Annotated in this window: 2 pseudogenes; one reads left to right on the top strand and one right to left on the bottom strand. The window is 55.7% G+C overall.

Annotation, left to right across the window (positions count from 1 at the left end):
* A pseudogene (locus EN943_RS37390) lies at positions 1 to 134 on the bottom strand (TetR family transcriptional regulator); the annotation flags it as partial.
* Positions 135 to 262: 128 nt separating this feature from the next.
* Between EN943_RS37390 and EN943_RS37385 the strand changes: the two are divergent.
* Positions 263 to 483: pseudogene (locus EN943_RS37385) on the top strand (glutathione S-transferase); the annotation flags it as partial.

Genomic DNA, 483 nt, shown 5'->3' with positions numbered 1-483 from the left:
AAATAGTAGTTTATGCTGGCGGCCTTGATGCCCACGGTCTGCGCCAGATCGCGGAAGTTTATCCCACCGTAGCCGTATGCCATTGCCGCTTCCCGCGCTGCCGTCAGGATCGCTTCCCTCGCATTCTCTTTCATTGTTCTCTCCATATTCGAATGTTACCTACCATATGGCAGATAGGGGTTGACGGGGCAAGTTTTAAGTCGTAGTTGGTTACCTGTCATCTGGCAGGCAGGTGACTTGTCAACACAAAGCGAGGCTCGCCATGACCGATAAACTCAAGCTCTTCACCTCTCCCTCGGCCTTCCCTAATCCGCAGCGTTTGCGCATCTTCATGCACGAGAAAGGCATCGCCGATCGGTTCGATGAAACGATCTACGATATGTCGCCGGTCGGCGAGCAGCGCGGCTGGAAACACCTCAAGATGAACCAGTGGGGCGAGACCCCGACCTTGGCGCTCCCGGACGGTTCCTTCCTCAGCGAGAC

It is taken from the genome of Mesorhizobium sp. M7A.F.Ca.US.006.01.1.1 (assembly GCF_003997935.1).
Classification (GTDB): domain Bacteria; phylum Pseudomonadota; class Alphaproteobacteria; order Rhizobiales; family Rhizobiaceae; genus Mesorhizobium.
Note: the sequence above shows the minus strand (reverse complement) of the source record. Positions and strands in the feature narration are given on the sequence as shown.